This window comes from Sinorhizobium sp. CB7, from assembly GCF_041357635.1.
Classification (GTDB): Bacteria; Pseudomonadota; Alphaproteobacteria; order Rhizobiales; family Rhizobiaceae; genus Rhizobium.
Window position 1 is genome coordinate 29,263 of sequence record NZ_JAULLL010000002.1, and the last position, 26,000, is coordinate 55,262.

Consider the following 26,000-nt stretch of genomic DNA (forward strand, 5'->3'; position numbering starts at 1 on the left):
ACCCCATAAATGCCGGAATCGACAAGAATTCGACGGCGCCGGAAAAACGGATTTCCGCTGGCGCGCACAGCCGTTTAGCCGAACCGACTGCACACAATATCCGCATCGGTTCAACTGATCCGATTGTCCCGGTGAAAGCCATTTCGGGCACTCGATGCATGGTCGCGCGCAGCGCGTCAAATGACTGGAATTTCTCGCGCTGCTGGATATATAAGAATTTGCTACGGCATTTTAGTAGAGCCAGGGGATCGCTAGATGGAGTGGAGAGGACGGCGTCAGTCCAGCAATATCGAGGATCGCCGCGGCGAGTCCGGAGGCATCGATAGAGGCGGTGGATTCAGCTTTCCGACGGGCGGCGGTGGGATGCGCCGGGCGGGCGGGGGGCTCAGCATCGGCACAATCATTTTCCTCGTCGTCATCTATCTGATCTTCAAGGCGATGGGCATCGATCTCCTGCAGGTGCTGGATACCGGCAGCACGAGCGGCCCGGGTTACGAGCAGAGCCAGTCGACCGACGGCACTTCCGCCAATGACGAAATGACGGCCTTCGTTCGCACGGTGCTGGCTGAGACCGAGGATACCTGGCACGGCATCTTCCAAGCGGAAGGCGGCACCTATCAGGAGCCGACGCTCGTTCTCTTCTCCGGTCAGACACGATCGGCCTGCGGCTTCGCGTCAGCCGCATCCGGGCCATTCTATTGCCCAGGCGACCGCAAGGTCTATCTCGATACGGACTTTTTCCAGGAATTGAGCGAGCGATTTGGAGCTTCCGGCGACTTCGCGGAAGCCTATGTCGTTGCCCACGAAGTTGGACATCATGTCCAGAACCTGCTCGGCATCCTGCCGAAGTTCAACCAGATGCGCCAGTCGATGAGCGAGGTCGATGCCAACAAGATGTCCGTGCGCGTCGAGCTTCAGGCCGACTGCTTTGCCGGCATCTGGGGCAAGTTTACCCAGCAGAAGGGCATTCTCGATTCCGGAGACCTGGAGGAGGCGCTGAACGCCGCCAAGCAGATCGGCGACGACACGCTGCAGAAACGCAGCCAGGGTTATGTGGTCCCGGAGAGCTTCAATCACGGCACGTCTGCCCAGCGCGTCCAATGGTTCAAGCGCGGCTTCGACACGGGCGAGATGAGAGCCTGCGATACATTTTCCAATCCGGTGTAAGGCTCAGGATAGGAACGACCTTCGCCCGATATGGGCGAAGGTGCTTGTTGGTTGACCTTGCTTATTTCTCGCTGTCCAGATGCGCAAGTGCGGCTTCGGCGTAACGGGCGCCGGCAGCCGCGCCTTTCGGGACGGCGCGCTCGATTGCGGTGAAGTCCTCCGCCGAAAACGTGACCGCCTGTGAACCGAGCGCCTCAGCCAGCCGATCCCGACGACGGGCGCCGATAACGGGGACGATATCGTTGCCCTGGGCTGCCACCCAGGCGATGGCGATCTGAGCGACTGTTACGCCCTTCGCGTCGGCGACGCTCCGCAGCGCCTCGACCAGCGCGAGGTTCTTTTCGACATTGCCTTCCTGGAAACGAGGGCTGCCGGCACGGAAATCGCCGGCGCCGGCCGCACCCTTCTGCCAATGGCCGCTGATGAGGCCGCGCGAAAGGACACCATAAGCGGTGATCGAGATGCCCAGTTGCCGGCAGACCGGAAGGATCTTGTCCTCGATACCGCGCGAGATCAGCGAATACTCGATCTGCAGATCGACGATCGGATGGACGGCGGCTGCGCGACGGATCGTGTCGGCGCCAACCTCAGACAAACCGATATGACGGACATAGCCGGCTTTGACCAAGTCAGCGATTGCGCCGACCGTTTCCTCGATCGGTACAGCCGGATCGAGGCGCGCCGGGCGGTAGATGTCGATATAGTCGACGCCAAGACGCTGCAGGCTGTAGGCAAGGAAGTTCTTCACTGCAGCCGGACGTGCGTCGAAGCCGATCCAGCCGGCTGCGGGATCCCGCAGGCCGCCGAACTTGACGCTGATGATGGCCTCCTCGCGCCGACGTCCTTTCAGGGCTTCGCCGATCAGCATCTCGTTGTGACCCATGCCATAGAAATCACCGGTGTCGAGCAGGTTGACGCCGGCATCGAGCGCAGCATGAATGGTGGCTATGCTTTCCGCCCGGTCTGAAGGACCGTACATGCCGGACATGCCCATGCAACCAAGCCCAATGGCCGAAACTTCCGGCCCAGTCTTTCCCAATCGATAGGTTTGCATCTGTCTTCTCCTTCGGCGACGCCCAATCGCGTCCCCCGGTACAGGTTTTATCGCAAAGGCAACTGTGCAATAATCGGGATGCTGTCGAACGAGCCGTGCGGAATTATGTACAATGAATGATTTGCCCTTGAGTGATCTCGATGCCTTCACTGCCGTTGCGCGAGAGCGCAGTTTTCGCGCGGCAGCCCGCAAGCGCGGCGTTTCCGCTTCGTCGCTGAGTGAGGCGTTGAGACGATTGGAAGAGAAGGTTGGCGTTCGGCTTCTTAACCGGACAACGCGGAGCGTCACGGTGACGGAGGCAGGTGAGCGGCTTCTGGAGCGGCTCTCACCGGCACTTGGTGAAGTGGCAGCGGCGCTCGGACAGCTCGACAGTTTTCGTGACAGCCCCGCGGGCACGCTCCGGCTCAACGTGACAACCGTCGCAGCAATCACCTTCCTTCCCGACATGGCCAGCCGGTTCCTGAAGCTTCATCCGCAGGTGACCTTGGAAATCGTCGCGGAGGATAGTTTCATCGACGTGCTCGCAGCCGGCTTCGATGCGGGGATCCGATATGAGGAGCGGCTGGAGCGGGATATGATCGCCGTGCCGATTGGCCCTCGCACTCAGCGCTATGTCACGGCCGCTTCACCCGCATATTTGGAAGCCAATGGTGTTCCGCAACATCCGAAGGATCTGCTGGATCACAACTGCATCCGCCACCGTTTCTTGAGTGGCACGACGCTCGCCTGGGAATTCGAACGAAAGGGTGAGACTGTCGTGATTTCTCCAAACGGATCGCTTCTCGCAAATGCCCCCGAGATCGAGAATTTCGCAGCGGTCGCAGGTCTCGGCGTCATCCGCACTTTTTCGGAGTTCCTGGCGCCGCCGATAGCGAGAGGGGATCTTGTGCCCATACTCTGCGAATGGGAAACCGAATTCTCCGGTCCGTTTCTCTATTATGCCAGCCGTCGCCACATGCCGTCGCCTTTGCGCGCCTTTGTCGATTTCCTGAAGACTGAGCGACGTTCGAGCTAAAGCCTATCGCGTAAAGGTAGGTTCACGCGACAGGCTTTAGCTTGTTGTTTCATGCTGTTTTCGCCGCAAAACCGCTGCACAATTTTGCGCGACATGCATTAAGACGGTCGAGGCTCTCATCAATTTTACTGGTTTGACCCATCAAAAGCTTTGTGATGTTCACGGATTGTTTCTGTATTTGCAATCGTTTATGCAAACCACCCGGCGACCTGTTCGTCTTTTGAGGAACGACAACAGAAGAAAGTTCGCTCATGCTCGATCCCAAATTCGTTCGTCGTGGCCTGTTTCTCGTCTTCATGATCCTGTTTCTCGATATTATCGGGATTGCGATCATCATGCCCGTCTTGCCGGTCTATCTGGAGGAACTGACGGGCGGCAGCATCAGCGAGGCGGCCGTCGACGGCGGGTGGCTGCTGCTGGTCTATTCCGGCATGCAGTTCCTGTTTGCGCCGCTGCTCGGCAATCTCAGCGACCGGTTCGGGCGCCGTCCGATCCTGCTTGCCTCGGTGCTAACCTTCGCCATCGACAATTTCATTTGCGCAATTGCGACCAGTTTCTGGATGCTCTTCGTCGGCCGCATTCTGGCCGGGATCAGCGGCGGCAGCTTTGCCACCTGTTCGGCCTATATCGCCGACATCAGCAATGATGAAAATCGCGCCAAGAATTTCGGGCTTATCGGCATCGCCTTCGGCGTCGGCTTTACGCTCGGGCCTGTAATCGGCGGGTTTCTCGGTGAGTTCGGTCCGCGCGTTCCCTTCTTTGGCGCAGCCCTCCTTTCCTTCGTCAATTTCATCGCTGCCTGCTTTCTGCTTCCGGAAACGCTGGAGGCGAAGAATCGGCGGTTCTTCGAATGGAAACGCGCCAATCCGCTAGGAACGCTGCAGCAGATGCGCAACTATCCGGGTATCGGCTGGGTCTGTCTCGTCCTGTTCCTCTATTGGCTCGCGCATGCGGTTTATCCGGCGGTGTGGTCCTTCGTTTCCGTCTATCGCTACGGCTGGAGTGAAGGCCAGATCGGTCTCTCGCTCGGTCTTTTCGGGATTTGCGCCGCGCTCGTCATGGCGTTTGCCCTGCCGCGGATCGTCGCGGTCCTGGGCGAATGGAAGACAGCCGTTCTCGGTCTTTGTTTTTCCTGTGCCGGTCTGACGGGATATGCCTTTGCCTGGGAGGGCTGGGTCGTCTATGTCGTGATCATCGCGACCACGATCGAGAACGTGGCGGATGCTCCGCTGCGCAGCATCGCCGCGGGCAAGGTGCCGCCCTCCGCGCAGGGCGAGCTTCAGGGGGCCCTGACGAGCCTTACCAGCATTACCACGATCGTCGGACCACTGATCTTCACACGGATGTTCAGCTATTTCACGCGTGAGGACGCGCCCGTTACTTTCGCGGGAGCCCCTTATCTCTTGGCCGCCGCCTTCATCCTTCTGGCAACCTGCGTATTTGTGTGGCGCGTACGGCCGCGAAGGGCTGGGGAGGCTTACGGTGCCGTCGGTTGAACGATCAGATTTTGTGATGCGATGATGAATTTTTCATCATTTGCCCATTTTGGGATGGCTCCCTGCGGGCAATTGATCTAAGGCCGGATTATCTTTGCGTGCATTCTTGCGCCTGAACAAGACCAAGACGGGAACATCGACATGGATACGCCGATCGACGCGCATAGGTATGCGCGTAAAACCGACAATTCCTGGTCCGCGCATTTCCGCGCCACGCTGGCGCTCGGCATCCCCCTGATTGGTGCGCAACTGGCGCAGCTCGGCATTAACACCACAGACGTCATGATCGTTGGTCGGCTTGGGGCCGAACGGCTGGCCGCCATGGTGCTGTCGGCGCAGTTCCTCTTCACGATTCTGGTCTTCGGCTCGGGCTTCGCGATCGCCGTCATCCCGATGGTGGCTCAGGCCTATGGGCGAGGAGACGTCGTCACAGTGCGCCGTTCGCTGCGCATGGGCCTCTGGGTGGTCATTGCCTATTGGGTGTTGATGCTGCCGGCCTTCCTGCATTCGGAGGAGATCCTGCTTGCTGCGGGCCAGAAGCCGGAGGTGGCGCGGCTTGCGCACGGCTATATTATGATCGGCCATTTCGCGGTGCTGCCGGGCCTTCTCTACAACGTGCTGCGCGCCCTCGTCAGTGCGATCGGCAGGGCAGGCGTCATTCTCTATGTCACGCTTGCGATGCTCGTCATGAATGCGCTTTTCGCCTATGCGCTCGTGCTCGGTCATTTCGGCCTGCCGGCGCTTGGTCTGGAGGGAGCGGCAATCGTTTCGGTCGCAGTGCAGACGGCCGGCTTCATCTTCATCGTCGCCTATGTGCAGTCGAGGGAGGAGACGCGCAAATACGAGATCTTCGTGCGCTTTTGGAAGCCGGACTGGCATGCATTCTGGGAGGTGGTACGACTGGGCCTGCCGATCAGCGTCACCGTGCTGGCGGAGGTCAGCCTTTTCACGGCCGCCTCGCTGCTGATGGGACAGATCGGCACGATCGAACTCGCGGCGCATGGTATCGCGCTGCAATGGGCGTCGATCGCCTTCATGATTCCGCTTGGGCTCTCGCAAGCGGCGACGGTTCGCGTCGGCGTCGCCCATGGACAGGGTGATCATCAGGGTCTGGTACGTGCCTCCATCGCCGTTCTGATCATTTCCTGCGTGATTGCAAGCATCGGAAGCGTTCTCTTTGCCGTCATGCCCATATTCCTGGCAGGCTGGTTCCTCGACGTGACCTCGGCCGATGCACCACAGGTGCTGGCCTATGCCGGGCCACTCATCGTCGTGGCAGGATTGTTTCAGCTTGTCGACGGCCTGCAGGCGATCGCCAACGGTCTGTTGCGCGGCCTCAAGGATGCGCGTGTGCCGATGATCATGGCGCTGATTGCGTATTGGCCGATCGGCTTCTTCCTCGCCTGGGCTTTTGCCTTTCCGCTCGGCTTTGGCGGCGTCGGCATCTGGTTCGGATTTCTCGTCGGCCTTGCCGCGGCGGCGGTCATGCTTTGCGGGCGCTTCTATGTGCTCGTCCGCCGCGAGGAGGTGGCTGAGTAGGGCGGTGCGCGTCCGGCAGGCCGCGCCGCCATTCACTCAGCGTATTTGTAATTGGCGATGTCAGCCGTGATGCCGAGCCGGGCGAACATCTCCTGCGGATTGAAGGCTGCTTTCCGGTGCACCTCTGCAACCACTGCCTTTGCTGCTCGGATATGAGTCTCGTTTTCCCATTCGGCGATGGTGACAAAATTGAATTCGCCTGTTCCGGCATCCTGTTCGAGTATGGCGTCCCAGATGAAACCCGGCTGATCTTTTAGTATCTCATGCGTCCTGCGGACGTTCAGCAGAAATTCGTCGCGCGCGGCAGCCGGGACGGCAAATCTATCCAGCCTGTAGATGCTTTCTCTCATTCTCAAAACCTTATCGTGTGCTTCCTTTGACGACGACCGGTCTACTTCCTCAAGTTAGGTTGAGGTCAAGCTTAAATTTCTCAAGTTGTGCCACAAAAACAAAGCCCCGACTGCGTCGAAGCCGGGGCTCGTCTAGTGACGAATTGGCTAACTCAGCGTTCCGCCAAAGCCGGTTCGCCCTTCTTCTCGCGCACCAGATTGATGAAGCGGCGGAAGAGATAGTGGCTGTCCTGGGGGCCAGGAGAAGCTTCCGGATGATGCTGAACGGAGAAGACGGGCTTTCCGACGACCCGTAGACCGCAGTTCGAGCCGTCGAAGAGCGAAACATGAGTTTCCTCAACGCCTTCCGGCAAGGAGTTCGTGTCGACCGCGAAGCCGTGGTTCATCGAGACGATCTCGACCTTGCCGGTCGTGTGGTCCTTCACCGGATGATTGGCGCCATGATGGCCCTGGTGCATCTTGGCCGTCTTCGCCCCGAGAGCGAGACCCAGCATTTGATGTCCGAGGCAGATGCCGAAGACGGGGATATCCGTCTTGATGAGATCCTTGATAACCGGCACGGCATATTCGCCGGTCGCGGCGGGATCACCGGGGCCGTTCGACAGGAAGATGCCATCGGGCTTCAGGCCGAGGACGTCTTCCGTGCTCGCCGTGGCAGGCAGCACAGTGACCTTGCAGTCGAGCCCGGCGAAGAGGCGCAGGATATTGCGCTTCACGCCGTAGTCGAGGCAGACGACGTGGAACTTGGCATTTTCGGGATCGAGCTCGCCATAACCCTCGTTCCAGATCCAGGGTGTTTGTGTCCACTGCGACGACTGGCCCGACGAAGCGACCTTGGCGAGGTCCAGTCCCTCCAATCCACTCCATGCCCGGGCTTCCGCCTTCAGCACATCAAGATCGAAGACGCCCGAAGGGTCATGGGCGATGACGGCATTCGGCATGCCGTTTTCGCGGATCCAGGCGGTGAGGGCGCGGGTGTCGATCCCGCACATGCCGATGATGCCGCGTGCCTTCAGCCACTGGTCGAGATGCTTTGCGGCGCGATAGTTCGAGGGATCGCTGATGTCGGCTTTGAAGATGACGCCGACCGCGCCGTGGCGGGCTGCGGGTGTAAGGTCCTCGATGTCTTCCTCATTCGTTCCGATATTGCCGATGTGGGGGAAGGTAAAGGTGACGATCTGGCCGAGATAGGAGGGATCGGTCAGGATTTCCTCGTAGCCGGTGAGAGCGGTGTTGAAGCAAACTTCGGCCTGGACCTTGCCAGTCGCGCCGATACCCTTTCCTTCGATCACTGTGCCGTCGGCCAGAACGAGCATGGCAGTCGGTTTGTCTGTCGTCCAAGGAGCTGTTGCGGTCATATTCATCCTGTTTCCGGCCGCAGCTCTCCGCCTTGAAAAGGGCGATGGCGCCGGCCATTTATGTCGCAGACGAGAGCGCGCGACAAATGTCGCGGTTCGGGACCTGATGTCGAATTTCGTGCAGGTGTCGGTAAATAGCCAAAGCCGATCCTGCGGTCAATCTATAGCTTGTGAATTCGCAATCGATTCCTGGCCGTACAAGGCCGGGAACAGCATCATTTGTTTGATTGTTCCGATCCTGCTGGTTTATGACACCTGTTCAGGCGAAGGACGGCTGGGACCTGAATCCGCTCGATTTCATTAGGAGTAAAGAAGATGATGCGTGATACGCTCGCCAATGCCCTCAAGGGTGCCTTGAAAGCCAAGGAAACGACCAAGCTTTCGACCATCCGGCTGATACAGGCGGCCATCAAGGATCGCGATATTGCCAATCGCGGCACTGGCAAGGAACCTGCCAGCGACGATGAGATCATGCAGATACTTGCCAAGATGATCAAGCAGCGCGAGGAATCGGCAAAGATCTACGACGAGGCGAAACGCTCCGAACTGGCGGAGCAGGAGCGGGCGGAGATTACCGTCATCCAGAGCTTCATGCCGGAGCAGATTCCGGAAGAGAAAGTCCGCGAGCTCTGTGCGGCCGTTATTTCCGAAATCGGAGCGCAGGGCCTGCGTGACATGGGCAAATGCATGGCTGTGCTTAAGGAACGCTATCCGGGTCAGATGGATTTCGCCAAGGCTTCCGCTGTGCTCAAGGAGTTGTTGAAGTAAAGGTCGAAGACCGACCTTATTAGAGCGGCTCGGCTTCCATCGGAACTGCGGAGCCGCTTGTCACCTCCTACGAACTGCCTAAAAGGCCGGTCCCGCAGCCTGCTGGTACGGTGTTCCCAATACCGCTTCGGCCACGGCGTCAACGACGGCGAATTTTTCCGCCTGATAGCTCCAATATTCCGCGACGAAATCACCGGATATCCAAAGGTTGCTTTTGCCGGCCGTTTCCATCCAGCCCAGGCTTCCCATGCCGACTGCCTGGCTTATCAGCCGTTTCAGGTGCGTATTGGAAATCATGAACCCGTCGCTAATCTCCCGCATGGAAATCGGACCGATAACGATCCTCCTATCGTGCAGCTCGGGTTCTGATGGGTCGATCCGGGACATCAGGTAGTCCATGACGAGGCCCCCGGAGTTGGCCCAGTTGAAGAGATTGAACGCGGCGCCCGGATTCCTGATGGCATCGCTGTCGATGATCTCTTTTGCAATCAGTGGCTGCATTATGCCGAATGTTGCTGGACTGGCCGCTAACGTCTCAGCCCTGTGCCCCTGGTCGAGGCCATCGAGAAGCAAAAGATGCAGATGAAGCCATTTGTGAAAATACTCGACGGCGGTTTCGCTTGGCTCGAGGAGGCGCGTCCGGCGATCCGGTGGATTGGGCATCGGACGCACGAAACGATAGGCCAGCATTTCCTGGAGGAAGGCAGCTCCCGTATTTCGGCTTGCAATCCGGTGTTTAAGGACGAATTCCGCAAAGCGCTCGGAATAAAGCCCCGAGCGCGGATCGTCCGGATAACCGTAATAGAGCGCGAAGCCCGCATGCGCCATCAGCCATCGTTGCTGAGCCGCGAAAATGGAGCCAATGCGTGGACTTTCACGGTAGATGGCGATCAGTTCTTGCGCGCCGCGTAGAAATGTCACGAAAAAACTGCGGCTGTTTCTGAGATCTTTTGCGGCTAAAGGCATTATATTTTCGTCCGAATAAGACAAAATTCATTACTGGGAAAATATAGGCTGTCAATACATCGGCTGACAGGACCGCTGTCCTGTTGCGGTTAGCGCAGGGCGTTATGAAAATACAACTGTGCCGGAAAAAATAAAGAAGGCAGGAGTTGGGGGCACTCCTGCCTTCTTGCACTTTGCTCCGAACGATGACGCAGGGCCGAGCCCAAATCGCACGGTTTGTTGCAAAGGCACCCTTGCAAGGCGGCGCCGGGGGTAGGGATGGTGCCTTGCCAGGGGATCGTCTGTTGAGAAAACCATATTGCGCTGCCGTAGCATTTTCAAATTACAAAAATATAATAATTCGTGATTTCGGGATGCCGCAAATGTGCCACCATCAGTAACAGACTTGCGCGGCTTCAGCTGACTCGGTCTCGCCAGGAAGCTCGGTTCGCCTCGAAAGCAGGGCAATCTGCCCTTTGACAATCGTTATCTGCAATGCCCCTGTGAATAGCGGGCTCAATCGACAAGTTTCGTGGCCAGGAGTTCCTTTCCTGCGTATATGGAGAGGATAGCAGAGGTATTCATGCGCTTTTCCAATTCGTTTCTCGACGAGATCCGTGACCGCGTTCCGATTTCGGACGTGATCGGCCGTCGTGTCACCTGGGACCGCAAGAAGACCAATACGTCACGCGGCGATTACTGGGCCTGCTGCCCGTTTCACGGCGAGAAATCACCGAGTTTTCACTGCGAGGACCGCAAGGGTCGCTATCATTGCTTCGGTTGCGGTGTGACCGGCGATCATTTCCGCTTTTTGACGGATCTCGAAGGACTGAGTTTCCCGGAGGCAGTGCAGCAGATCGCCGACATGGCGGGCGTCGCCATGCCTCAATCCGATCCGGTTGCCGAGAGGCGAGAGAAAGAGCGCACTTCGCTGTTCGACGTCATGGAGCTCGCGACGCGCTTCTTTCAGGATCAACTCCAGACTGCGAGCGGCGCCAAGGCGCGCGCCTATCTTCGCGACCGAGGCCTGACGGGCCGCACAATCGAGACCTTCCGTCTCGGTTACGCGCCCGACAGCCGCAACGCGCTCAAGGAATATTTGGCCGGCAAGGGAATTGCCAAGGAGCAGATCGAGGCCTGCGGCCTCGTCGTGCACGGTCCGGATGTTCCCGTATCCTACGATCGGTTCCGGGACCGCATCATGTTCCCGATCCTGTCCTCACGGGAGAAGGTCATCGCCTTTGGCGGCCGTGCGCTGTCACCCGATGCGCCGGCGAAGTATCTCAACTCCAACGAGACCGAGCTCTTTCACAAGGGCAATGTCCTCTACAATTTCGCTCGCGCGCGTCGGGCTGCGCAGGGAGCAGGTCGCACTGGCAGCACTGGGCATGAAGAAGGTGCCGCGGGGACGATTATTGCCGTCGAAGGCTATATGGACGTGATCGCGCTGCACCAGGCCGGCGTGGAAAATGCGGTCGCGCCACTCGGCACGGCGCTTACGGAAAACCAGCTCGATCTGCTCTGGAAGATGACGCCGCAGCCAACGCTTTGCTTCGATGGTGACGGGGCCGGCATCCGGGCCGCCAACCGAGCCGCGGACCTGGCATTGCCGCATTTGAAACCGGGTCGTTCGGTGCGTTTTGCATTGCTGCCTGATGGCAAGGATCCAGACGATCTTGTCCGCCAGGAGGGGCGAGCACCTTTCGACAGGGTGCTGGCGCAAGCCCGTCCGCTAGCGGAAATGATCTGGAGCCGCGAGATAAATACTGGCAAATTCGATACGCCGGAAAGCCGTGCAGAACTGGAAGCGCGTCTGAAGCAGCTGGTTGCTGTCATTGCGGATGAGAATGTGCGCCGTCATTACCAACAGGACATGCGCGACCGGCTGAACGCTTTTTTCCAGCCGCACTTCCAGAACAGGAATGGCGAACGTCGTGGCTTCGAGCGCGGCGGCCGGTCTTTTGGCCGGCAAACGAACCAGGGACGGGGGCCGCAGGGGGCGGGGCTGGGAGGCGGCGTTTCCGATCGGCTCGCGCGATCCGCCCTCGTGCGCGGTCCTCAGGATCTTCCGGCGCTGCGCGAAAGCGTACTTGCGCTCACGGTCGTCAACCACCCGCAGCTCCTGCGGGATGAGTATGACGAAATCGCCGTCATCGAATATGAAAGCCGCGAGCTTCAGCGGCTGTGGTCGGTCATGCTGGCCGCGGCGGCCGGTCCGCAAGTCTCCCGCGACCAGCTTCTGGAGCTGCTGGAGGGGCAGGGGTTTGGGGTCCTTCTCAAGAATCTTGAGCAGCAGGTCCGCAATGCCCGTCTCTGGACGGCGACGGAGCAAGCCGCCACCGAGGACGCGCGCGAAGGTTACCGACAGGCGCTGGCTCTTCACAAGCGCTCAAAGGCGCTTCGCTGGCAGAAGATCGAGCTCGAACGGGAGATTGCCGACGCGACGGAAGCCGGTGACGGCGAACGGATCGAGCAACTCATGCGGGCCCTGCAGGAGGTGCATCTGGAAGGCCTGCGCCTTGAAAATCAGGAGGCGATCATCGACGGCTTCGGCGTATTGTCCGGTCGTGTAAAGGGGGCGGCGGTAAGCTCGTAACGGGTTGCAGTCAACTGATTTGGGCGGAATTGTCGGTCGAGGTCTTGCAATCCTGCTGCTAACGATGACGATGTCCTGGCGATTCCGACGGAAAGGGCAGGATGTCACAATCGAGCAGAGATGATCGGAGTTTTTCGGTCGAAAACGCCCTCTTTGGCGATCCTTCCGCTTCAAAGGATCCTCTCAATATCCTGAAACAAGTCTACGGCTATCCGGCTTTTCGCGGAAAGCAGCAGGACGTCGTCGATCACGTCGTTTCCGGCGGTGATGCGGTCGTGCTGTTTCCGACCGGTGCCGGCAAATCGCTCTGCTTCCAGATACCGGCCCTTTGCCGGGGCGGCGTCGGCATTGTCGTCTCTCCGCTCATCGCACTGATGCGCGATCAGGTCGAGGCCTTGAAGCAACTCGGCATCCGGGCGGCGGCCCTGAATTCCTCGCTGTCGCGTGAGGAGGCAATCGAGGTTCGCCGCGCGCTTTCCCGGGGCGCGCTCGATCTGCTCTATGTAACCCCCGAACGTATCCTGATGGATGGTTTTCGCGATATGATCGGCAACGCGACAATCGCCCTCTTTGCCATCGACGAGGCCCATTGTGTTTCCCAGTGGGGGCATGATTTCAGGCCGGAATATCGCGAACTCGGCAAGCTTGCCGAATACTATCCGGGGGTGCCCCGCATCGCACTGACGGCGACGGCCGATCCGCACACGCGAGACGACATCATAGAGCGGCTGGCGCTGAACGATGCCAGGGTTTTCACGACCAGCTTCGACCGACCGAACATTAGCTATGAAATCGTCGAACGCGATCAGCCGCGTCAGCAACTGCTCCGTTTCCTATCCGGGCACAAGGGCAATAGCGGCATTGTCTATTGCCTGTCGCGGGCCAAAGTTGAGGATACGGCCGAATGGCTGAGCGGGCAGGGTATTCGGGCACTGCCCTATCACGCGGGCATGGACAGGGCCTTGCGCGACGCCAATCAGGATGCCTTCCTGAAGGAGGATGAACTCTGCCTCGTCGCGACCGTCGCCTTCGGCATGGGGATCGATAAGCCGAATGTGCGGTATGTCGCCCACCTCGATCTGCCCGGTTCCGTCGAGGCCTATTATCAGGAGACCGGGCGGGCCGGACGCGACGGCCTGCCTTCCGAAGTCTGGATGGCCTACGGCATGGCGGATGTCATCCAGCGCCGGCGCATGATCGACGAAGGCGGTGCTGCCGAGGAAATCAAGCGCATCGAGCGCTCGAAGCTCAATGCGTTGCTTGCCATCTGCGAAACGGCGAGCTGCCGCCGCCAGGCGATCCTTGGCCATTTCGGCGAAGCGCATTCGGGCAATTGCGGTAGCTGCGACACCTGCCTGAAACCCGTCGAAACGTGGAACGGCACGGAAGCGGCCATCAAGGCGCTTGCGGCGGTTTATCGGACGGGCGAGCGTTTTGGCACGGGCCATGTCATCGACGTGCTCGTCGGCAACGTCAACGAAAAGACCGAACGCTTCGGCCATACGACCATGCCGGTCTTCGGCGCGGGCAGCGATATTCCTGCGCGCAACTGGCAATCCGTCTTTCGCCAACTGCTTGCCATGTGCCTGGTCCGCGTGGATCACGATGCCTTCGGCGCATTGAAGCTGGAACCGGAGGCCCGTGCTGTCTTCAAGCGTGAGCGGGAGGTTTTCTTCCGTAAGGACCGCCCCAACTCCGAGCGCCGCACGAAGAAGGCGGCGCGCGTGGAGCGACGATCCGGTCTTTCAGGCGCCGATACCGGTCTCTTCGAGGCTTTGCGCGCCGAGCGGATGTCGATTGCAAAATCCCTTAGCGTTCCGCCTTACGTCGTCTTCCCGGATGCGACGTTGATTGCCTTTGCCACCGAACGACCGCGCAGCCGCAAGGAGCTGCTTTCCATTTCCGGAGTCGGGCAGGCAAAGCTGGAGCGCTATGGCGATGCGTTTCTGGAGATCATCCTCGCACATGACTCTTGAGGTCGCGAAAGGGCGATCTATAAAGACTGCCTGAAAGGATGCAGTCATGGCCCAGAATATCTACGACACGCCGGAATTTTTCGAAGGTTACAGCCAGCTCAGCCGTTCGGTGCATGGCCTGGATGGAGCAGCGGAATGGCAATCGATTCGGGCGCTGCTGCCTGATCTTTCCGGCAAGCGCATCGTCGATCTCGGTTGCGGCTTCGGCTGGTTCTGCCGCTTCGCGATGGCGCAAGGCGCGGCTAGCGTGCTGGGACTGGACATATCGGAGAATATGATCGCCAGAGCCAGGGCAGAGACGTCCGATGCGGCAGTTGCCTACGAGATTGCGGATCTCGAACATCTGCGCTTGCCCGAGGAGGCTTTCGATTTCGCCTATAGCTCGCTGGCGTTTCACTACATCGAAGACTTCGGGAAGCTCGTTGCGACAATCCATCGCGCACTCGTGCCCGGGGCCGATTTTGTCTTCACGATCGAACATCCGATCTATATGGCGCCGTCCAATCCGGAATGGACAATCGACGGGCAAGGTCGCAGGGTCTGGCCCCTGGACCACTATTCGGTCGAGGGAAGCCGTAGGACGGACTGGCTCGCCAAGGGCGTCGTCAAGCAGCACCGGACGATCGGCACCACCTTGAACAGCCTGATTGCCGCCGGCTTCACCGTCCGGCATGTCGAGGAGTGGCGCCCGACTGCTGATCAATTGCTGCAAAATCCGGGCTGGGAGGAGGAGCTGGATCGCCCGATGTTTCTCCTGATAGCCGTCCAGCGCTCTTGAGGCGCACTGATACGGACGGCCTGGGTCTGCGGCCGTAACGAGTACTGTAGAGGCGTTTTTCGTCGCGCTGTTTGCAAGACAAGATATCGCCGATGTGATACTCGACAGGCATTCGGGAATATCAAAAAGAAGCGGCCACCCAATGACCTCCAGCTTTCTCTCCCATCTCCGCTCCGAACTCGACGGACTGAAGTCCGCGGGGCTCTATAAATCCGAGCGCGTCATCACGTCCAAGCAGGCCGGCGAGATTGTCGTCGCCGGCGGCGAGCGGGTGCTGAATTTCTGCGCCAACAACTATCTCGGTCTCGCCGACAATGAAGAGCTCGCGGAAGCCGCCAAGAAGGCGCTCGATCGCTATGGCTATGGCATGGCCTCTGTGCGCTTCATCTGTGGTACGCAGGAGGAGCACAAGCAGCTCGAGGCGCGCATCTCTTCCTTCCTCGGAATGGAAGATACGATCCTCTATTCTTCTTGCTTCGACGCCAATGGCGGATTGTTCGAGACGCTGCTCAGTGAAGAGGATGCGATCATATCCGACGCGCTGAACCATGCCTCGATCATCGACGGCGTCCGGCTCTCGAAGGCCAAGCGCTTTCGCTATGCGAACAATGACATGGCAGCGTTGGAAGAAGAGCTGAAAAAGGCCGAAGGCTGCCGTTTCAAGCTAATTGCAACCGACGGCGTCTTCTCGATGGACGGCATCATCGCCAATCTGCGGGGCGTGTGCGATCTCGCGGAGAAATACGGTGCGCTGGTCATGGTGGACGACAGTCATGCGGTCGGCTTCGTCGGCCGGCACGGTCGTGGCTCGGCTGAACATTGCGGCGTCGAAGGCCGGATCGACATCATCACCGGTACGCTCGGCAAGGCGCTCGGCGGCGCTTCCGGCGGATATACTTCGGCCAAGGCGGAAGTGGTCGATTGGCTGCGACAGCGTTCCCGACCCTACCTCTTTTCCAACACTCTGGCGCCGGTGATCGCCAGCGCTTCGCTCAAGATCTTCGATCTGATCGAGCACGGCGACGGATTGCGCCAGCGTCTTTTCGACAATGCCGATCTCTTCCGCTCGGAGATGACGAAACTTGGCTTCACGCTCGCGGGCGAAGGCCATCCGATCATTCCGGTCATGCTTGGCGATGCGAAGCTTGCGCAGGATATGGCAGCGCTGATGCTGAAAAAGGGTGTCTATGTCATTGGCTTTTCCTTCCCTGTCGTTCCGAAGGGGCAGGCGCGTATCCGCACGCAAATGTCGGCGGCGCATTCAAAAGCCGATGTCGAGCGCGCCATCGCCACGTTTGCAGAGGTCGGCCGCGAGCTCGGTGTTATTTAAAGTCATTGGAGAGACTGGATCATGTCGAACATGATGAAGGCGCTGGTCAAATCGAAACCTGAAGTCGGGCTTTGGATGGAGCACGTGCCGGTGCCGGAGGTCGGCCCCAACGATGTCCTGATCCGGGTCAAGAAATCGGCGATCTGCGGTACCGATGTCCACATTTGGAACTGGGACCAGTGGGCGCAGAAGACCATTCCGGTGCCGATGGTCGTCGGTCATGAATTTTGCGGGGAGATCGCAGAGATCGGCTCGGCGGTCACTAAGTATCATGTCGGCGAGCGTGTCTCCGGGGAGGGACATATCGTTTGCGGCAAATGCCGCAATTGCCGCGCGGGCAGGGGGCATTTGTGCCGCAACACGCAAGGGGTCGGCGTTAACCGACCGGGTTCCTTCGGTGAGTTCGTCTGTATCCCTGAGTCCAACGTCGTGCCGATCCCCGCCGATATCCCGGACGAAATCGCGGCAATCTTCGATCCTTTCGGCAATGCCGTCCATACCGCGCTCTCGTTCGACCTCGTCGGTGAAGATGTTCTGGTCACGGGCGCAGGGCCGATCGGTATCATGGGGGCCTTGGTCGCCAAGCGCTCGGGCGCGCGCAAGGTCGTCATCACCGATATCAATCCTCACCGGCTGGCGCTCGCCCGCAAGCTCGGGATCGACTACGTCGTCGACGCGTCGAAGGAAAATCTTGCCGATGTGATGAAGGCAATCGGCATGACCGAGGGTTTCGACGTCGGCCTGGAAATGTCCGGTGCTGCACCCGCCTTTCGCGACATGATCGACAAGATGAACAATGGCGGCAAGATTGCCATTCTCGGGATCGCGCCTGCCGGGTTCGAGATCGACTGGAACAAGGTCATCTTCAAGATGCTGAACCTGAAGGGCATCTACGGCCGCGAGATGTTCGAGACCTGGTACAAGATGATCGCCTTCGTCCAAGGTGGGCTTGACCTTTCTCCCGTCATTACGCATCGCATCGGCATCGACGATTTCCGCGATGGATTCGAAGCGATGCGCTCGGGTAACTCCGGCAAGGTTGTGATGGACTGGATGTAATCATTTCGACGGGAAGAACAGCTGAAGTTCGAAGAATTTAAGCCGCGGGGTCCCGTCATCGTCCGCTTCCTAAGATCGATCCACTGAAAAAATAGTCCCTATGGCATCACTCAGGGATCGCGCGCCCTTGTCATCTGGTAACCCCTTCCTAAATTAGGGGTCAATTGTTGGGCGGGCGAAGCCTGTGGAAAAGGCTTTTTCCGGTTTTTCGCAGGCTTTTTTGCTGGAAAAGCTTGACGAGAACAAAAATTGTGGGAATCACCGTTTGGCTTAAGCGGTGAATTGGGTCAAGGCGGATCGCACAACCATGGCCGGAAATACAATAGCAATCCAGCTTTGCTGTCTTGTGCCGGCAATAGTGGTTAATCGGGCATTAAAGGTCAATCCGTTAGCTGAGTGAAGGTGAGTCGCGGCTGGTGCGCAGATGCGCCGGGCCATAAGGCGACCATTCATCGCATAGTGTTTGAAGCGTCAGGGAAAGCGACGATATAGATGGCAACCAAGGTCAAAGAGAACGAAGAAGCAGAAGTCGAACGCGACGGCGCCACCGACGGCCCCCTTCTCGATCTTTCCGATGACGCGGTCAAGAAGATGATCAAGGCCGCGAAGAAGCGCGGCTACGTGACGATGGACGAGCTCAACGCCGTCCTTCCGTCCGAGGAAGTCACGTCCGAACAGATCGAAGACACGATGGCGATGCTTTCCGATATGGGCATCAACGTCGTTGAGGATGAAGAGGTCGAAGAGGCGGGCGCTGCGGGCGGTGACGAGGACGATGCCGGCGGCGACGAGGACGGTGAAGGCGGCGAGCTCGCCTCCGTTGGCGGTTCCGCACTGGCGACCACCAAGCGCAAGGAGCCGGCCGATCGTACGGACGATCCAGTGCGCATGTATCTGCGCGAGATGGGTTCGGTCGAGCTGCTTTCCCGCGAAGGCGAAATTGCCATCGCAAAGCGCATCGAGGCCGGCCGCGAAACCATGATCGCGGGCCTCTGCGAAAGCCCGCTGACATTCCAGGCGCTGATCATCTGGCGCGACGAACTCAACGAAGGCACGACGCTGCTACGGGAGATTATCGACCTCGAGACGACCTATTCGGGTCCTGAGGCCAAGGCTGCGCCGCAGTTCCAGAGCCCGGAAAAGATCGAGGCTGATCGGAAGGCTGCGGAAGAGAAGGAAAAGGCGCGCCGCACCCGTTCGGGTGATGATGACATCACCGATGTCGGCGGCGAAGGAATGCCGGTCGAGGAAGAGGAGGAGGACGAAGACGAATCCAGCCTCTCGCTCGCTGCCATGGAAGCCGAGCTTCGTCCGCAGGTGATGGTGACGCTCGACAATATCGCCGAGACCTACAAGAAACTGCGCAAGCTGCAGGATCAGCAGGTCGAGCAGCGGCTGTCTGCTTCCGGTACCCTGTCGTCCGCCCAGGAGCGTCGCTACAAGGAGCTCAAGGATGAGCTTATCAAGGCCGTCAAGTCTCTGTCGCTGAACCAGAACCGCATCGATGCGCTGGTCGAGCAGCTCTACGACATCAATAAGCGCCTCGTACAGAACGAAGGCCGTCTGCTGCGTCTGGCGGAATCCTATGGCGTCAAGCGCGACTCGTTCCTTGAACAGTATCAGGGCGCCGAGCTCGATCCGAACTGGATGAAGTCGATCGGCAATCTGGCTGCCCGCGGCTGGAAGGAATTCGCCAAGAGCGAGAACACGACGATCCGGGATATCCGCCAGGAGATCCAGAATCTCGCGACCGAAACCGGTATCTCGATCTCGGAATTCCGCCGTATCGTGCACATGGTGCAGAAGGGCGAGCGCGAGGCGCGCATCGCCAAGAAGGAAATGGTCGAAGCGAACCTTCGCCTCGTCATCTCCATCGCGAAGAAGTACACGAACCGAGGCCTGCAGTTCCTTGATCTTATTCAGGAAGGCAATATCGGCCTGATGAAGGCGGTCGACAAGTTCGAGTACCGCCGCGGGTACAAGTTCTCCACCTATGCGACATGGTGGATCCGGCAGGCGATCACCCGCTCGATCGCCGACCAGGCCCGCACGATCCGCATTCCGGTGCACATGATCGAGACGATCAACAAGATCGTCCGTACCTCGCGCCAGATGCTGCATGAGATCGGCCGCGAACCGACGCCGGAAGAACTGGCCGAAAAGCTGGCGATGCCGCTCGAAAAGGTCCGCAAGGTCCTGAAGATCGCCAAGGAGCCGATCTCGCTCGAGACACCGGTCGGTGACGAAGAAGATTCTCACCTCGGCGATTTCATCGAGGACAAGAATGCGCTGCTGCCGATCGATGCGGCCATCCAGGCGAACCTGCGCGAGACGACGACCCGCGTTCTGGCCTCCCTGACGCCACGTGAGGAGCGTGTTCTGCGCATGCGCTTCGGCATCGGCATGAACACCGACCATACGCTCGAAGAGGTCGGCCAGCAGTTCTCGGTCACGCGCGAGCGCATCCGTCAGATTGAGGCAAAGGCTCTGCGCAAGCTCAAGCATCCGAGCCGGTCGCGCAAGCTCAGAAGCTTCCTCGACAGCTGATCATTCGGCGATGTTACGTCGATTGAAAGCCGGGCCTCGCGCCCGGCTTTTTAGTTTAAGCCGTGCCGCTGTGACCAGTTTACTTGTCCCTTCTCGGTGACAAGTTTATTATGCTTCTTGCAAACGGGGGCGAAGGGAGCGATCGCGGCGCGCGGGGAGACGCCACACACGCCTGCGTGGACCAAGCCCTCCGTTGGGAGGTGTGAAATGGCCACTTATATCCTGCTTATCAATTGGACGGAGCAAGGCATAAAGAGCGTACGGGATTCGCCGAAACGGCTCGACGCGGCCAAGAAGGCGCTGGGAGAGATGGGTGGTTCCTTCAAGGACTTCTATCTTACCATGGGTGATCATGACATGGTTGCCGTCTGCGAGGCGCCGGACGATGCGGTGATGGCGCGTTTCATTCTTTCTCTCAGCACCGCCGGCAATGTGCGCACGCGCACCCTGAAGTCGTTTCCGGAAGCTGCTTATCGTGAAATCATAACATCGCTCGGATAAAGACAAGCCGATAGAACAGCGATGATTATAGCCGTTGCGGAACTCCCGTGACGGTGAGACTGTTGCGGCGCTGAGAAATCTGGCTGTCGGACGTCTGCCTGATCGTGGTCGTCCGACTTTTCATTGGCAAGGGCTATTGATGAAAACGTCTAGGCGTTCGTCACCTGATGTAGGTCATTCAAGGTTCCCGTTCTAGCCAATGGAATTGGCGGAAGAGCAGTTGCGGAGGGAGGTCGGCTGGAGCGTTCCGGCATCGCTGGGACTGCACCTTATTGTCTGCCTGCTTCTTCTGCTCTTCCTTCCGCACCTCGGATCTCAGACGGCGCCGCCGGAAGAGGGCATAACCGTTCAGATCGTGTCGGCGCCCAGCCTTCCTGTCGTTACCCCGGAGCGCGCAACTCCGAAGGAGGTGCTGCAGAAGCCGGAGATCACGCCTAGCGAGCCGCCCCCAAGGGAGCCTAATCCATCCAAAGCGCCGGCGAAGGACGTACCGCCTATTTTGCCTCCCGCTGTAAAAGAAAGGGAATTCACCGAGGCAAAGCAGTTCTTCTCGGAGAAGGTGCTGTCCAATCCACGCAGCAAGCACGCGCGGGAAGCGCTCCGACAGCTTTCCGCTGCGGAGCGGAATCTCCAGCTCTGTGATCTCGAGGCGCTGGAGCAGATCAGCCGTTCCCAATCTGGGCCACCGGCCGATCTGGTCGCCCCTTATGCGATGGCGGCCGAGAAGGTGACGGCAGATGGCGTCGAGGTGAAGGGCGGCGCCTTTCGGGCCGGGAAAAAGTGGTATGGCCTCAAGTTCAAATGCGCGCTCGATGCCCGTTCCGGCAAGGTCGTCTCATTCGCCTTTGCCATTGGCGCTCCTATTCCAGAAGGCGAATGGCAGGCGCATGATCTCGTCGCCGAGGATGGACCGGATGATTAGGTCGGTTGTTGCTCATAGGCGTCATTCCGTCGTTTTCTGGCTTTAAGGCTTGATGCCGGTCGGTTTCGGCCCACATGCGAAGCTGTCATCATGGTCGTGCAGCATGAACCAGGTATCGGAGAAGCGGCGGAAAGGTATCGGCTGGGGCGTTTTTGCCTCGGTTGTGCTGCATGTCGCTGCTGTCGCCTTCTTCCTGGTCAAGTTGCCCGACCTGCAATCGCCGCCTGAGGAAGAGACCGTTAACGTCGATCTCGTGCCCCCTGAAGATAAGCCGGAAGAGAAAGCGGCGGAAGAGAAGCCGAAGGAGGAGGCTCAGAAACCGCCGCCAGCGCCGCCGCCACAAGACACTTCTGCGCCATCGGAAGGGGAGAAGCCTCAGCCTGGAGATCCGGCCGCGCCCAAGCCTGCGCTGAGTACAGCGCGGCCGGTATACGAATTCGGGCCGAAGGACACTGGGTTGCAACAACCGGAGGCAAGGACCCCCCCTGTTGCTATAACGAAGCCGGAAGACAGAAAGCCTGCCGAGCAGCCGCTGACTGAAGCCGAACAGCCGAAATCTGCGGAGAACCAGCCTTCGGCACGTCCCGTCCCTCAGGATGTCAGGCTGCCCGAGGTTGAGGTTGCTGAGGTCCATGCCGAAAAGAATGGCCCGGATGCTGAAGGGACGGATGAGGCCAAGACGCAATTGGAACCGGAAAAGCCGATGAAAGAGATAAAGCCCGAAGAAAAAGAAACATTGGCATCACCGAAATCGCTGGACGCTAAACCCGTGCAGGACGAGAAACTTACCGAAGCCAAGACCCTGTTTTCGCCAGACGCCATCTCTGATCCACGGATCAGAACTGCAATAGGCAAATTGTCACCAGGCAAACGCATCAAACTGCTCTGTGTAACCGAGCTTCGGTCGCAGCTCCAATATGCTGAGTATCAGCCGGACATAGTGCCTTTTCCTCCCGCTGGAGCCGACAACGTAAGGCGCGATGCGTTTCGAGATCGCGGTCGCTGGTACAACCTAAGTTTTAGATGCGACGTGGATGCGGATGCGACAAAAGTGGTTTCCTTCTCATATGCCGTTGGTAATGCGGTGCCGAAAAGCGAGTGGAAAAGCCGCGGCTTTCCTCTGGATTGAGCGCATTTATTATTCAGGCAATATTGGTCGCAGAGCTGACTAATCGGCTATGGATCATTGCTATCGATTATCGGCCTGTGATTTCATATCGAAGGTTGTTCTGCCACTGATCGGCATGCCACTTTCTTGACGTCGGCTTCCTTTGCGCGATGGTGTTTGTCGTCAATCGTCACAATGAAACAACGGGACATTCAATCATGCGGATCCTCGTAGTCGGCGCCGGTGGTATCGGCGGATATTTCGGCGGCAGGCTGACAGCCGCGGGCAGGGACGTGACCTTTCTCGTCCGGCCGAAGCGGGCAGAGCTCCTACGCAAGAGTGGCCTGATCATCCGCAGCCCAACGGGCGACGCGCATATTCCCATGCCGAAGCTTGTGACCACCGACACCCTCAATGAGACCTTCGATCTCGTGCTTCTCAGCTGCAAGGCCTATGACCTCGACGACGCAATGGATTCGTTCGCCCCGGCCGTGGGCTCGCAGACCGCGATCCTGCCGACGCTGAATGGCATGGCGCATATCGAGCGGCTGGAGGCGCGTTTCGGTGCTGAAGCCGTGCTCGGTGGCGCATGCTTCATATCGTCGACGATTGGCCCGGACGGTACGATCCTGCATTTGAACGAAGCGCATCGCATCACCTTCGGCGATCGTCGTGGTGGCATGCCGGCGAGGATCCAGGCGATCACCGAAGTTTTGTCGGGTGCCGGGTTCGATGTCGAGGCAAGCACCAATATTCTTAGGGATATGTGGGCGAAATGGATATTCATCGCCTCCCTTGCCGGGATAACCTGCCTGATGCGTTCTTCGATCGGCGACTATGTCGCGGCCGGCGGCGCCGAGCTTGCCCTGAGGCTGGTTTCGGAATGCCTGGAAATTGCCGCGGTGCGGGGCTTTCCGATGGAGCAGTCGGTCATCGAGCGTTCCAATGGATTCCTGATGCAGGCTGGCTCGCCGATCACGGCGTCGATGTTGCGCGACATCGAAGCCGGCGCCCGCATCGAGGGGGACCAGATCATCGGCGATATGCTCGCGCGCGCCGATCCGCATAAGCGCGCGTCCTATGCCATGCTCAACATCGCCTATACGCATCTGAAAGCCTATGAGGCCCGGCGGCAGCGAGAGGGCGGGCAGGGCTGAGCATTTCGAATGCGGCAGCCTTTTGGTTGGAGCCAGTCTCCACCCTATATTGATCGGGTCGAAGCCTCAAAGCTAAGAGAGGAGACATCCATGACCGCCAAGGCCATCAAGATTCCGGGGCCGGATCATCCGATCACAGTCGATCACAATCCGTCGCGGGTGGTCGTGACCCTCGCGGGCCGCACGATTGCCGACAGCCGCAATGTGCTGACGCTGCGCGAGGCATCCTATCCGCCCGTCCACTACATTCCGCGCAAGGACGTCGACATGTCGCTTCTGGAGCGCACGGACCACGAGACCTATTGCCCTTACAAGGGCGATTGCTCCTATTACAGTATTCCACTTGGTGGCGATCGGTCGAAGAATGCCGTCTGGACCTATGAGACGCCCTATGACTCCGTTAGAGAGATCAAGGATCATCTTGCTTTCTATCCGGACCGCGTTGATGGTATCGAGGAATTGCCGGCGCCTGAGGCGGGACAGTTCTAGACTCCACCGGATAACGAAATGGCGAAAATGACGCGCGGCAGATTCAGGCTATATCGCTGCGCCATCGCCGGAGTGGAGGCGGTGGAGGCGGAGACGCGCCACAGCTTTCCCCGACATACGCATGAGCAATTCGGCATCGGCGTCATCTATCGCGGCGCGCAGAAGTCGCTGAGCGGCCGCGGCATGGTGGAGGCCGGTGCCGGCGATGTCATCACCGTCAATCCCAACGAAGTCCATGACGGCGCGCCGATCGGCGACGATCGTTGGTGGCGTATTCTTTATTTCGAGCCTGGCTTGATTGGTGACGTCGTTTGCGATGTCACCGAGGGGAGAAGTCGGGCCGTCGAGATCCCACGGCCGGTTATCCATGAGGCAGCCATCGCAGCGCGGTTCGACAGCCTTTTCTCCGCCGCAATCGATACAGAGGGCTCCCCGGATTCCCTTCAGCGCGATGAACTGTTCCTGCGGCTTGTCGCTGACGTCATGTGCGATCAGACCGAGGCTGAAGGCGAGACGGGGGTTCCGGAGTCCATAAGGTTGGCGCGAGGCCTGATCGACGATGATCCGACCGCAACCGTGACCCTGTCGGATCTGGCGCGCGTGAGCGGTCTCAACCGATTTCAGGTGCTACGCGCTTTTGCAAGGGTCACCGGACTGACGCCGCATGCCTATCTCGTTCAGCGGCGCGTCCATCTCGCGCGGCGACTTATCGCCAAGGGTACGGCTCTCGCTGAGGCGGCTCTTGTCAGTGGCTTCGCGGACCAGAGCCATATGACGCGCGTCTTCGTCCGCAACTACGGCATCTCGCCGGGCGTCTATGCCGAAGCCGTAAGCTGACCTACTCGATCGCCTGCAATTTCGTTCAAGACCAGGAACTTCTCTTGAGTTCTTCTGGCGCCATCCAATCGAGAAGGCGTCATGTCGAAACGGATTCAGGGATATCTCTATCTTGCGCTGGCGATGGTGCTGGTCGGAAGCACGGTGATTGCCAGCAAGATTATTGCCTCGGGATTGCCGCCCTTCACCGCAACCGCACTGCGCTTCGCTATCGCCCTTCCGATCTTCATCCTGTTGATGCGGCTGAAGGGGACGGAGTTGCCGAAGCTGCCCTTTCGTAGCTGGCTCATCCTGATCGCGCAGGCCGGCGCCGGCAGCGTCGGCTACACGACATTTTTGATTTCCGGGCTGCGGCTGTCATCGGCCGCAGATGCCGGAGTCATTATCGGGACGCTTCCTGCGGTTTCGGCAGCAACGGCCGTTCTTGTCCTCGGCGAGCGGCCGCATCGCTTCCTGCTGATGGCGATTGCCCTTGCCGCAGCCGGTGTTTTCATGATTGCCCTTACTCCCAGCAATGCCGGCGATCATTCCTTAGCGGGCAACGCACTGATCTTCGCCGCCGTCATATGTGAAGCCTTGTTCATTCTGCTGAACAAGCGACTGCAGGCTGAGTTGCAGCCGCTGGCGCTCTCTGCAATCATGACCGGTGTCGGTCTGATAATTGCGGCGATTCCAGCGTTTTTTGAAGCGCCCGGTCGTGATGCGCTTTCTGCCGAGGTCATCTCAGCAATCGTTTATTACGCTCTCGTTCCCACCGTCGGCGGCTTCTTGCTCTGGTATGCAGGCGCGGCGCGCGTGAGCGGCAGCGAAGCCTCGCTTTTCACGGCGTTCGCGCCGGCGTCGGCCGTCACATTCGCCGGTTTGTTTCTTGCGGAGCCGATTGGCACAAATCAGTTGATCGGCATCGGCTGCGTTCTCGCCGCCATTTTGAGCTTGGCTTTTATGGCGCCAGGCAAGGTTCGTACGGTGCCATCGATCAATGGCAGGCACCTCCTCAAGGAGAAGTAG

23 protein-coding genes are annotated in these 26,000 nt (G+C 59.1%); 18 read left to right on the forward strand and 5 right to left on the reverse strand.

Translation table 11 applies throughout. The features are described from left to right. Nucleotides 1–255: 255 nt before the first annotated feature. On the forward strand, nt 256–1,167 hold the full coding sequence (locus AAE029_RS04295; RefSeq protein ID WP_371071574.1) for a neutral zinc metallopeptidase: 912 nt from the start codon (nt 256–258) through the stop codon (nt 1,165–1,167). A gap of 61 nt (nt 1,168–1,228) precedes the next feature. Here AAE029_RS04295 and AAE029_RS04300 read toward each other — a convergent pair whose 3' ends face one another. Then, complete coding sequence (locus AAE029_RS04300) at nt 1,229–2,221, reverse strand: aldo/keto reductase (RefSeq protein WP_371071575.1); 993 nt, start codon at nt 2,219–2,221, stop codon at nt 1,229–1,231. Nucleotides 2,222–2,333: 112 nt separating this feature from the next. Here AAE029_RS04300 and AAE029_RS04305 point away from each other — a divergent pair, with 112 nt between their 5' ends. Next, nucleotides 2,334–3,236 (forward strand): LysR family transcriptional regulator, encoded by a 903-nt coding sequence (locus tag AAE029_RS04305; protein WP_371071576.1) that lies wholly within the window; start codon nt 2,334–2,336, stop codon nt 3,234–3,236. A gap of 49 nt (nt 3,237–3,285) precedes the next feature. On the opposite strand, the gene AAE029_RS04310 is transcribed toward AAE029_RS04305, so the two are convergent. Continuing rightward, entirely contained in the window at nt 3,286–3,489 is a 204-nt protein-coding gene (locus tag AAE029_RS04310; protein WP_371071577.1) for a hypothetical protein, read from the reverse strand. Here AAE029_RS04310 and AAE029_RS04315 point away from each other — a divergent pair. Together AAE029_RS04315 and AAE029_RS04320 are read left to right on the forward strand one after the other, a co-directional pair. Further along, nucleotides 3,488–4,732 (forward strand): TCR/Tet family MFS transporter, encoded by a 1,245-nt coding sequence (locus AAE029_RS04315; RefSeq protein ID WP_371071578.1) that lies wholly within the window; start codon nt 3,488–3,490, stop codon nt 4,730–4,732. The genes AAE029_RS04310 and AAE029_RS04315 overlap by 2 nt on opposite strands. Nucleotides 4,733–4,873: 141 nt before the next feature. Further along, nucleotides 4,874–6,271 (forward strand): MATE family efflux transporter, encoded by a 1,398-nt coding sequence (locus AAE029_RS04320; RefSeq protein ID WP_371071579.1) that lies wholly within the window; start codon nt 4,874–4,876, stop codon nt 6,269–6,271. A gap of 32 nt (nt 6,272–6,303) precedes the next feature. On the opposite strand, the gene AAE029_RS04325 is transcribed toward AAE029_RS04320, so the two are convergent. Both AAE029_RS04325 and carA read right to left on the reverse strand, forming a co-directional pair. Further along, entirely contained in the window at nt 6,304–6,621 is a 318-nt protein-coding gene (locus AAE029_RS04325; protein ID WP_371071580.1) for an antibiotic biosynthesis monooxygenase, read from the reverse strand. A gap of 152 nt (nt 6,622–6,773) precedes the next feature. Then, the gene (carA, locus tag AAE029_RS04330) at nt 6,774–7,979 is read right to left on the reverse strand and encodes a glutamine-hydrolyzing carbamoyl-phosphate synthase small subunit (protein WP_371071581.1); all 1,206 of its coding nucleotides are present in this window, start codon (nt 7,977–7,979) and stop codon (nt 6,774–6,776) included. Between the two features lie 318 nt (nt 7,980–8,297). Here carA and AAE029_RS04335 point away from each other — a divergent pair, with 318 nt between their 5' ends. Continuing rightward, a complete protein-coding gene (locus tag AAE029_RS04335; RefSeq protein ID WP_371072089.1) occupies nt 8,298–8,747 on the forward strand; it encodes a GatB/YqeY domain-containing protein in 450 nt (149 codons plus the stop codon). A 78-nt stretch (nt 8,748–8,825) separates the two neighbouring features. Here AAE029_RS04335 and AAE029_RS04340 read toward each other — a convergent pair whose 3' ends face one another. After that, entirely contained in the window at nt 8,826–9,713 is an 888-nt protein-coding gene (locus AAE029_RS04340) for a hypothetical protein (RefSeq protein ID WP_371071582.1), read from the reverse strand. Between the two features lie 562 nt (nt 9,714–10,275). Between AAE029_RS04340 and dnaG the strand changes: the two genes are divergently transcribed. The 13 genes from dnaG to AAE029_RS04405 all read left to right on the forward strand — a co-directional run bounded on the left by dnaG (nt 10,276) and on the right by AAE029_RS04405 (nt 26,000). Further along, nucleotides 10,276–12,288, forward strand: a complete 2,013-nt coding sequence (gene dnaG, locus AAE029_RS04345; protein WP_371071583.1) for a DNA primase — start codon at nt 10,276–10,278, stop codon at nt 12,286–12,288. 101 nt (nt 12,289–12,389) lie between these two features. Then, a complete protein-coding gene (gene recQ, locus AAE029_RS04350; RefSeq protein WP_371071584.1) occupies nt 12,390–14,264 on the forward strand; it encodes a DNA helicase RecQ in 1,875 nt (624 codons plus the stop codon). A 46-nt stretch (nt 14,265–14,310) separates the two neighbouring features. Then, nucleotides 14,311–15,042 (forward strand): class I SAM-dependent methyltransferase, encoded by a 732-nt coding sequence (locus tag AAE029_RS04355; RefSeq protein WP_371071585.1) that lies wholly within the window; start codon nt 14,311–14,313, stop codon nt 15,040–15,042. Nucleotides 15,043–15,184: 142 nt separating this feature from the next. After that, complete coding sequence (locus tag AAE029_RS04360; RefSeq protein WP_371071586.1) at nt 15,185–16,372, forward strand: glycine C-acetyltransferase; 1,188 nt, start codon at nt 15,185–15,187, stop codon at nt 16,370–16,372. 21 nt (nt 16,373–16,393) lie between these two features. Further along, complete coding sequence (tdh, locus tag AAE029_RS04365) at nt 16,394–17,431, forward strand: L-threonine 3-dehydrogenase (protein WP_371071587.1); 1,038 nt, start codon at nt 16,394–16,396, stop codon at nt 17,429–17,431. Between the two features lie 492 nt (nt 17,432–17,923). Further along, complete coding sequence (gene rpoD, locus AAE029_RS04370) at nt 17,924–19,978, forward strand: RNA polymerase sigma factor RpoD (protein ID WP_371071588.1); 2,055 nt, start codon at nt 17,924–17,926, stop codon at nt 19,976–19,978. A gap of 207 nt (nt 19,979–20,185) precedes the next feature. After that, complete coding sequence (locus AAE029_RS04375; protein WP_371071589.1) at nt 20,186–20,479, forward strand: GYD domain-containing protein; 294 nt, start codon at nt 20,186–20,188, stop codon at nt 20,477–20,479. A gap of 199 nt (nt 20,480–20,678) precedes the next feature. Further along, nucleotides 20,679–21,401 carry a DUF930 domain-containing protein gene (locus tag AAE029_RS04380; RefSeq protein WP_371071590.1) on the forward strand — a complete coding sequence of 241 codons (723 nt, stop codon included), beginning with the start codon at nt 20,679–20,681 and terminating at the stop codon, nt 21,399–21,401. 103 nt (nt 21,402–21,504) lie between these two features. Next, on the forward strand, nt 21,505–22,530 hold the full coding sequence (locus AAE029_RS04385) for a DUF930 domain-containing protein (RefSeq protein ID WP_371071591.1): 1,026 nt from the start codon (nt 21,505–21,507) through the stop codon (nt 22,528–22,530). A 197-nt stretch (nt 22,531–22,727) separates the two neighbouring features. Next, the gene (gene panE, locus AAE029_RS04390; RefSeq protein WP_371071592.1) at nt 22,728–23,666 is read left to right on the forward strand and encodes a 2-dehydropantoate 2-reductase; all 939 of its coding nucleotides are present in this window, start codon (nt 22,728–22,730) and stop codon (nt 23,664–23,666) included. Between the two features lie 90 nt (nt 23,667–23,756). After that, the gene (locus tag AAE029_RS04395; protein ID WP_371071593.1) at nt 23,757–24,155 is read left to right on the forward strand and encodes a DUF427 domain-containing protein; all 399 of its coding nucleotides are present in this window, start codon (nt 23,757–23,759) and stop codon (nt 24,153–24,155) included. 27 nt (nt 24,156–24,182) lie between these two features. Then, nucleotides 24,183–24,992, forward strand: coding sequence for an AraC family transcriptional regulator (locus tag AAE029_RS04400; protein ID WP_371072090.1), 810 nt, complete (start codon nt 24,183–24,185; stop codon nt 24,990–24,992). An 81-nt stretch (nt 24,993–25,073) separates the two neighbouring features. Then, on the forward strand, nt 25,074–26,000 hold the full coding sequence (locus AAE029_RS04405) for a DMT family transporter (protein ID WP_371071594.1): 927 nt from the start codon (nt 25,074–25,076) through the stop codon (nt 25,998–26,000).

Coding starts and splice junctions, on each gene's coding strand:
- AAE029_RS04340 (WP_371071582.1), bottom strand. CDS start 9,713: ATGCCTTTAGCCGCAAAAGATCTCAGAAACAGCCGCAGTTTTTTCGTG.
- AAE029_RS04325 (WP_371071580.1), bottom strand. CDS start 6,621: ATGAGAGAAAGCATCTACAGGCTGGATAGATTTGCCGTCCCGGCTGCC.
- AAE029_RS04305 (WP_371071576.1), top strand. CDS start 2,334: ATGAATGATTTGCCCTTGAGTGATCTCGATGCCTTCACTGCCGTTGCG.
- recQ (WP_371071584.1), top strand. CDS start 12,390: ATGTCACAATCGAGCAGAGATGATCGGAGTTTTTCGGTCGAAAACGCC.
- AAE029_RS04375 (WP_371071589.1), top strand. CDS start 20,186: ATGGCCACTTATATCCTGCTTATCAATTGGACGGAGCAAGGCATAAAG.
- AAE029_RS04405 (WP_371071594.1), top strand. CDS start 25,074: ATGTCGAAACGGATTCAGGGATATCTCTATCTTGCGCTGGCGATGGTG.
- AAE029_RS04310 (WP_371071577.1), bottom strand. CDS start 3,489: ATGAGCGAACTTTCTTCTGTTGTCGTTCCTCAAAAGACGAACAGGTCG.
- AAE029_RS04300 (WP_371071575.1), bottom strand. CDS start 2,221: ATGCAAACCTATCGATTGGGAAAGACTGGGCCGGAAGTTTCGGCCATT.
- dnaG (WP_371071583.1), top strand. CDS start 10,276: ATGCGCTTTTCCAATTCGTTTCTCGACGAGATCCGTGACCGCGTTCCG.
- AAE029_RS04400 (WP_371072090.1), top strand. CDS start 24,183: ATGACGCGCGGCAGATTCAGGCTATATCGCTGCGCCATCGCCGGAGTG.
- AAE029_RS04380 (WP_371071590.1), top strand. CDS start 20,679: ATGGAATTGGCGGAAGAGCAGTTGCGGAGGGAGGTCGGCTGGAGCGTT.
- AAE029_RS04320 (WP_371071579.1), top strand. CDS start 4,874: ATGGATACGCCGATCGACGCGCATAGGTATGCGCGTAAAACCGACAAT.
- panE (WP_371071592.1), top strand. CDS start 22,728: ATGCGGATCCTCGTAGTCGGCGCCGGTGGTATCGGCGGATATTTCGGC.
- AAE029_RS04385 (WP_371071591.1), top strand. CDS start 21,505: ATGAACCAGGTATCGGAGAAGCGGCGGAAAGGTATCGGCTGGGGCGTT.
- AAE029_RS04355 (WP_371071585.1), top strand. CDS start 14,311: ATGGCCCAGAATATCTACGACACGCCGGAATTTTTCGAAGGTTACAGC.
- AAE029_RS04395 (WP_371071593.1), top strand. CDS start 23,757: ATGACCGCCAAGGCCATCAAGATTCCGGGGCCGGATCATCCGATCACA.
- carA (WP_371071581.1), bottom strand. CDS start 7,979: ATGACCGCAACAGCTCCTTGGACGACAGACAAACCGACTGCCATGCTC.
- rpoD (WP_371071588.1), top strand. CDS start 17,924: ATGGCAACCAAGGTCAAAGAGAACGAAGAAGCAGAAGTCGAACGCGAC.
- AAE029_RS04360 (WP_371071586.1), top strand. CDS start 15,185: ATGACCTCCAGCTTTCTCTCCCATCTCCGCTCCGAACTCGACGGACTG.
- AAE029_RS04295 (WP_371071574.1), top strand. CDS start 256: ATGGAGTGGAGAGGACGGCGTCAGTCCAGCAATATCGAGGATCGCCGC.
- AAE029_RS04315 (WP_371071578.1), top strand. CDS start 3,488: ATGCTCGATCCCAAATTCGTTCGTCGTGGCCTGTTTCTCGTCTTCATG.
- AAE029_RS04335 (WP_371072089.1), top strand. CDS start 8,298: ATGCGTGATACGCTCGCCAATGCCCTCAAGGGTGCCTTGAAAGCCAAG.
- tdh (WP_371071587.1), top strand. CDS start 16,394: ATGTCGAACATGATGAAGGCGCTGGTCAAATCGAAACCTGAAGTCGGG.